This window comes from Polyangium sp. y55x31, assembly GCF_029946505.1.
GTDB lineage: Bacteria > Myxococcota_A > Polyangia > Polyangiales > Polyangiaceae > Polyangium.
The window spans coordinates 169,773-176,437 of sequence record NZ_JARZHG010000024.1 but is presented as its reverse complement, the minus strand read 5'-3'; the positions used below and the strand labels follow the sequence as shown (position 1 = coordinate 176,437).

Sequence of the window (6,665 nt, the reverse complement as noted above, 5' to 3'; positions counted from 1 at the left end):
ATCGAACGGGCCAGGTCGAGACCGGCGAGGGGCTGGCCAACGGGCCCGCTGGATGAACTGCGCATCGCGCAGTTCATCCACCCCCGGTCCAGGCCGTGCCTGGTCCGGGTCCAGGGGTGGACAACCCCTGGTCGGGGTCCGGGGTGAAACCCCGGCGCTACGCAGCCTGGACACGCATCGTCCTCGCTGCCGTGCCGCTCCGGCTCGCGCTTGCGCTCGGAACGGATCTCTCCCCCGACGAAGCGTACTACCTCGCGGCTGCGCGTGCGCCGGGCTTGCTCCCGCCGCTCGTCGACCATCCGCCGCTCGTGCCGCTCCTGCTTCGGCTCGTCGATCGGCTCACGGCCTTGCCGGTCGAGCTCCGCGTTCGGCTCGTCCCGCTCGTGTTCTCGCTGGGGCTCTCGGTTGCGACGGTGGCCCTCGCGCGCCGACGCGGCGCGGATGCTTCTGGGCAGAACCTTGCGGCCTTCCTGTCGAGCTTTGCGCTCCTCCCGGTTGCGGGCGGCTTCGTCGCCACTCCGGACGGACCGGCCCTCCTTGCCCTCGTCCTCGCCTTGCTCTGGGCCGCCCCGGCGCCCGAGACCGCCGCTGCGCCCCTCCCACGCAGGCTCGCTGCCGCGCTCGGCCTTGGGCTCGTGGGGGCTGCGGGGGCGCTCGCCAAGGTGGTCGTTTTGCCGCTCTTTCCGCTCGTCGTTGTCCTGGCCACGCGACGCCGCCTTGGTGAGCGCCTTCTCGCCCTCGCGCCCCTCGCCCTTGCCGCCCCCCTCCTTGCACCGAGCCTCACCTTCCAGCTCCGGCATGCCTATGCCCAGCAGGCGCCCTCGTTCACGGTCCTCGGCGCGCTCGGGGCCCTTGCTGCGGCAGCGATCGCCCAGGCGCTCCTCTGGACCCCGTGGGCCCTCGTCCATGGCGCCCGCGCCCTCCGTGCCTTCCCGCCTGCTGACCGGGCCGTCGTCCTGCTCATGACGGCCCTCGTGGCCGCCTCGGCCCTCGCGCGGGCCGTGCCCCCCGAGCCGAACTGGTATGCGCCTTCGGCTTTGATCCTCGTCGTTGCGTGCGCTCGAAACGGTAAGGATTTGGCCCCGCGCGCGCGACTTGCCATGCTGCTCGCCGTCCTCGTGCCCACGGCGATCGCGGCGGCGCACACGATCCACCCTTTTTTGCCGCTGCCGCTCCGAGCCGATCCCACCGCCCGCCTCCACGGTTGGCGGACCGGGGACGGGCCTGTCGACGCGCCGGGCGTGGGCCCTTATGGCGCCGCCGCGGAGCAATGTGTGTATCAGTTCACGTGCGCAGAAATAAACGACTATTTTCGAGCACTTGGCGAGTAATCTTCAAGGTTCTACTTCATCACCGAATTTGACTGAACGAGCGGCCAGGGAATGGCCTTGTTCGTTCGTTTCAAGCGAATGACCCTCGCGCGTCGGAAGATCGCCGAATTGTTGATCAAATTCGCGTACTTGGACATGACGCCCGGAGAAACTCCTCGCATTTCGCCGAGATAGCTCAGGCGATACTCGAAGGTAGGCCGGCCGGTCGCCAAGCGCGCGATATCGATCCGGTTCTCCCGGGAACTGGCTCGAAGCGAGGCGGCCAACATCGGGTTTGGGAGGACGAACCCGTTCGGCGCGCGGAAACGTGAGCCGATCGGCAGGACGAACGTTCAGGAAGTGGGGCGGGTGCGTCCGAGGACGCGGGCGAAGCGCGCGAGGGCCTCGTCGACGTCGTCCGCGGTGGTCTCTTCGCCCAGCGAGACGCGAACCGCCGCGAGCGCGCGCGCCTCGCCCACCATCGCCGCGAGCACCGGCGAAGGCTCGGCCGTACCGGCGCTGCAAGCCGACCCGCTGGAGACGGCCACCCGCTCGAGGTCGAGCGCCGCGCAGAGCTCCTCGCCACGCCAGCCCGGGAAAGAGAGGTTCGTCACGTGGGGCGCGCGTTCGGCCGCGCCGTTGGGCAGAGGTTCGGCCCCGGCCTCGCGACCGAGGCGCACGAGCTCGGCCTGGAGGCGGTCCCGGAGCGGCGCGAGCTCGGCATAACGGTCGGGGGTTCGTCGAGCCCGCTCGGCCGCGACGGCGAACCCCGCGGCCGCGACCGGATCCTGCGTGCCAGGCCTGAGCCCGCGCTCCTGCGAGCCGCCGTACAGAAGCCGGGACAGCCGCACCGACGACGCCGTGAGCAGCGCGCCGATCCCCTTGGGTCCTCGAATCTTGTGCGCGGCCACGCTGACGAGGTCCGCGCCCTCGAGCGTCGCGCGTGGAAGCTTGCCCACGGCCTGCACCGCGTCGACGTGAAGGAGCGCGTTGCGCGACCGGCAGAGCGACGCGACGGCCGCGACCGGCTGGATCACGCCGGTCTCGTGGTTCACGGCCTGGAGCGCGACGAGCCGCACGGTGGCCCCGGCCGAAGCGGCGCGATCCATGGCCTCGGCGACGGCCTCGGGCGTGATCCGCCCCGAGGGCTCCGGATCCACCCACAGAACGAGCACGCCACGCGCGGCGAGGTGCTCGGCGAACCGGACGACGCTCGGATGCTCGATGCGACCCACGACGAGCGCAGGCTGCGCCGAACCGCCGCTCGCCGTCGCGAACGCATGGTGGAGCGCGAGGTTGTTCGCCTCGGTCCCGCCCGAGGTGAGCACGACGTCGCGCGGATCGAACCCGACGAGCGCGGCGACCGCCTCGCGCGCGTCCTCGACCCGCGACCGCGCTCGCCGCCCCGGCCCGTGCACGCTCGCCGGGTTGCCCCACGACGAGGTCGCGGCCTCGACCATCGCGGCGACGACGTCCGGGTGCGGCGGGCTCGTCGCGTTCCAGTCGAGGTAGACGACCCTCACCGCTCCTTCTCCGCGTCCGGCGACGGAAGCTCCCCCGGCGCGCGTTGCGCGACCGTCAGGGAAAACGCAGCGCCGCCGAGCCGTACGTTCTCGATGATCTCGTTGCAGGGCGAAGCGAGCTTCAGCTCTCCGCCGAGGCCGCGGGCCGTGCGCCGCGCGATCGCGAGCCCGACGCCCACGCCCCCGTGCTCACGCGTGACCGATCCGTCGACCTGGTAAAACGGGTCGAAGATCCTCTGCTGCTGATCGGGCGGGATGCCCGGCCCGGTGTCGGCCACGCAGAGCTCGTAGTGCCCCGACGCGAGGCGCGCCACACGCACGCCCACGGTGCCGCCGGACGGCGTGAACTTCGCCGCGTTCTCCAGCAGATGCACCATCGCGCGCTGGAGCCTGCCCGCATCCCCCCAACCGGGAAGCGGGCCACGCGGCAGATCTTCCACGAGGTGGATCCGCGCCTCGGCGAGGTTGTCGGCGACCTGCGCGACGGCGCGCCGCGTCGTGTCGAGGAAGTCGTAGTCGACGTGGATGAAGCGCATGCGCCCCGTCTCGAGCCCCGTCACGTCGAGCAGGTTGTCCATGAGCGATCGCAGCCGCCGCACGCAGTCGTCCATCGCGCGCAATGCCTTGCCCTGCGCCCGCGTGAGCGGCCCGAGCTCCTCGTCGAGCAAGAGCTTCACGTAGCCGACGATCGGCGTCATCGGCGTCGCCAGCTCGTGCGAGATGTTCCGGTAGAACTCGGTGCGCGCGGCATCGAGCTCACGCAGGCGCGCGTTCGCGCGGCTCAGCTCGGCGACCTTCTCTTCGAGGTGCTGCACGATGCGCTGGCTCTGCTGGCGCAGCCGCACCGCGCCGGCCGAGACGGGCATGTTTTCGCGCGTGCCTTGCTGGATGTAGCGCTCGATCACGCTCGCGAACGAGCGGGCGTCGATGGGCTTCTGCAAGAAGCCGTCGCAGCCGACGGCGAGGCTCGTCTCGCGATCGCCCTCGGCCGTGATCGCGACGATGGGCACGCCCGCGAGTTGCGGCTCGCCGCGCAGGCGCAGGGTCACCTCGAACCCATCGAGCCCAGGGATGTTGAGGTCGACCAGGATGAGGTCGGGCGCCATGCCGCTGACCGCCAGCCGGACGCCCTCGAGCCCGTCGGCAGCGTCGATCACCTCGTGGCCTGCCTTCTGAAGAAGCTTGCGCACGAGCAGGCGGTTCGCGGGATCGTCCTCGATGTGCAGGATTCGGGGCATTCTCGGGGTCATCGTACCCCGAGCCGGGCGACCTTTCGCAGCAAACGCGCAGGTTGACGGCCGGCCGGACGTCGGCAATACGTGCCGGCCATGCGCCTGCGTCTCCTCCCGAACATCGTGCTCCTCTTCGTAGCCACCGGCTGCTGCAACGCGGGCTCGGATTCGAGCCAGAACGCAGCGTCGACCGAAAGCGCCGCGGCCCCCCTGTCCTCGGCCGCCGCCCCGAGCGCGCCGTCCGCCGCCGAAACGCCCGCGGCCGCGCCCACGCCTGCGCCCACGGCGGAGCGCCAGATCGCCGGCGCCGCGCACATCCTCGTCGCCTGGAAGGGCGCCGAGCGCGCGCCGAAGACGGTGACGCGCTCCAAGGACGAGGCGAAGAAGCGCGCGCAGGAAGTGCACAAGCTCGTGAAGGACGGCAAGCAGACCTTCGAGGAGCTCGTCGCGAAGTACACCGACGACGAGATCTCGAAGGCCGCGAACGGCGCCATCGGCAACTTCGAACGCAACGCGATGCCGCCGGCCTTCGCAGACGCGACCTTCGCCATGGAGGTCGGCACGATCTCGGACGTCGTCGAGACGCCCCAGGGCTTCCACATCATCAAGCGGACCAGGTGACCATGTCTGAAGGGGAGGCGACGCAGGACCCGAGCGCCGAGGACGTCGCGAAAGGTGACGAGGCCGAGGAGGCGAAAGCCCCGGCCGAGGAAGCCAAAGGCGCGACCACGAAGGCGAAGTCCAAGGCGAAGGTGAAGGCGAAGGACGACGCCAAGGCGTGGAACCCCGTGGGCGCGCTGCCGGCGAAGCAGGCGTACGCGCTCGCGACGTTGAGCGGCGTGCTCTACTTCCTCGGCTTCCCGGGCATCGACATCTGGCCGATCTCTCTGGTCGCGCTCGTGCCGCTGATCGTGGCGATGCGCGGACAACCCGTGCGACGCGCCGCGGGGCTCGGGTGGATGGCCGGCTTCACGATGACGATGACCGGCTTCTACTGGCTGCTGGAGATGCTGAAGGTCTTCAGTGGCTTCCCGGTGCCGCTGTGCATGGTCTTCATGGCGATCCTGTGCGCCTACCAGGGCGGGCGCATCGCGCTCGCCGGCTGGCTCTACGGACGCGCCGAGGCGCGCGGCTGGCCCGCGCCGCTCGTCTTCGCGCTCGCCTTCGCCGCGAGCGAGCTCGTCTTCCCGCTGCTCTTCCCCTGGTACTTCGGCGCCTCGGTGCACAACGCACCCGTGCTGATGCAAATCGCCGATCTCGGCGGCCCGATCCTCGTCGGCCTCGTGCTCGTCTGCGCGAACCTCGGCCTCGCCGAGATCATCCTCGCCTGGCGCAGGAAGGAGAAAGCAGACAACCGCGTCGTCGCGATCGGCATCGCTATCCCGCTGCTCGCAGCCGGTTACGGATTCCTACGGGTCCGTACGATCGGCCAGACGATGGCCGAAGCGAAGAAGGTGCGAATCGGCATCGTGCAGGGGAACCTGGGCCTCTTCGATCGGAAGAACGCCTACCAGGTCTACGTGAACCGCACGAAGGAGCTCGCGAAGTCGAAGGAGGTCGACCTCGTCGTGTGGAGCGAGGGCGCCGTCCCCGCCCCGCGCGCCGTGACCGAGGCGAGCTACAAGGACGAGATCCAGAAGAGCCTCACGAAGCAGCTCGGCGTGCCGACGATCGTGGGCTCGGTGCTGCGCACGCCGCCGAACACGCCAGGCGGCCGGATGACGTACTTCAACACGGCGCTCATGGCCGGCGACGAGGGCAAGATCCTCGGCCGCTACGACAAGCAGTACCTGCTCGCATTCGGCGAGTACCTGCCGTTCGGCGACATCTTCCCGGTGCTCTACAAGTGGTCGCCGAACTCGGGCCACTTCACGCCGGGAACGTCGCTCGACGCGCTGCCCTGGGGCGAACACAAGATCGGCGCGCTCATCTGCTACGAGGACATCCTGCCCTCGTTCGTGCAAAAGCTCGTGAAACACGGCGATCCCGATCTGCTCGTGAACCTCACGAACGACGCATGGTTCGGCGACTCGACCGAGCCGTGGATCCACCTCGCGCTTGCAAAGCTGCGCGCCGTCGAGCATCGGCGCTTCCTCGTGCGCGCGACGAACAGCGGCGTGAGCGCGATCGTCGATGCAACGGGCCGCGTGGTCGCACACGGCGGCACGTTCCGCGAGGAGACGATCCTCGGCGAAGGCCGCTTCATGCGGGCATGGACGCTCTACGGCGCCATCGGCGACGTGCCGTGGTACCTCGTGACCGCGGCGATCGTGGCGATGGGGATCTGGAGCCGGCCGAAGCGCTCGGCAACAGCGAAGGCAGCGTAGCGCCGGGGCGCTGCCCCGGGCCCCGCGGGGGCTGTCCGCCCCTCGACCCGGACCAGGGCAAGCCCTGGACCTTTGGTGGAAGAACTGCGCTCCGCGCAGTTCTTCCAACGGCCGGTGGCAAGACCATCAACGTGCGTTTCAAGCTGACGACGGGCACGTTGCCCGTTGAAACGTCAGCGCTGCCGTCTTGATTGGCAGGGTCGTCGCCGTTCTCGACCTGACCCGTTCGATGAACTGCGCGTCGCGCAGTTCATCGACCCCGAGTCCAGCGCT

Annotated in this window: 5 protein-coding genes; 3 read left to right on the top strand and 2 right to left on the bottom strand. The window is 69.9% G+C overall.

Annotated features, from left to right (window positions below):
• The first annotated feature begins 143 nt into the window (after positions 1-143).
• A complete protein-coding gene (locus QHF84_RS32945; protein WP_281317460.1) occupies positions 144-1,331 on the top strand; it encodes a hypothetical protein in 1,188 nt (395 codons plus the stop codon).
• 332 nt (positions 1,332-1,663) lie between these two features.
• On the opposite strand, the gene QHF84_RS32940 is transcribed toward QHF84_RS32945, so the two are convergent.
• Together QHF84_RS32940 and QHF84_RS32935 are read right to left on the bottom strand one after the other, a co-directional pair.
• Positions 1,664-2,833 carry a cysteine desulfurase family protein gene (locus QHF84_RS32940; RefSeq protein WP_281317459.1) on the bottom strand — a complete coding sequence of 390 codons (1,170 nt, stop codon included), beginning with the start codon at positions 2,831-2,833 and terminating at the stop codon, positions 1,664-1,666.
• Positions 2,830-4,071, bottom strand: coding sequence for a hybrid sensor histidine kinase/response regulator (locus tag QHF84_RS32935; protein WP_281317458.1), 1,242 nt, complete (start codon positions 4,069-4,071; stop codon positions 2,830-2,832). Before QHF84_RS32935 ends, QHF84_RS32940 begins: the two co-directional genes overlap by 4 nt.
• A 90-nt stretch (positions 4,072-4,161) precedes the next feature.
• Here QHF84_RS32935 and QHF84_RS32930 point away from each other — a divergent pair, with 90 nt between their 5' ends.
• Positions 4,162-4,686 (top strand): peptidylprolyl isomerase, encoded by a 525-nt coding sequence (locus QHF84_RS32930; RefSeq protein WP_281317457.1) that lies wholly within the window; start codon positions 4,162-4,164, stop codon positions 4,684-4,686.
• 2 nt (positions 4,687-4,688) lie between these two features.
• The gene (gene lnt, locus QHF84_RS32925) at positions 4,689-6,392 is read left to right on the top strand and encodes an apolipoprotein N-acyltransferase (protein WP_281317456.1); all 1,704 of its coding nucleotides are present in this window, start codon (positions 4,689-4,691) and stop codon (positions 6,390-6,392) included.
• Positions 6,393-6,665: the final 273 nt, after the last annotated feature.

Bases quoted from the DNA above. Each gene is read 5' to 3' on its own strand.
- QHF84_RS32935 (WP_281317458.1), bottom strand. From the start codon at position 4,071: ATGCCCCGAATCCTGCACATCGAGGACGATCCCGCGAACCGCCTGCTC.
- QHF84_RS32930 (WP_281317457.1), top strand. From the start codon at position 4,162: ATGCGCCTGCGTCTCCTCCCGAACATCGTGCTCCTCTTCGTAGCCACC.
- lnt (WP_281317456.1), top strand. From the start codon at position 4,689: ATGTCTGAAGGGGAGGCGACGCAGGACCCGAGCGCCGAGGACGTCGCG.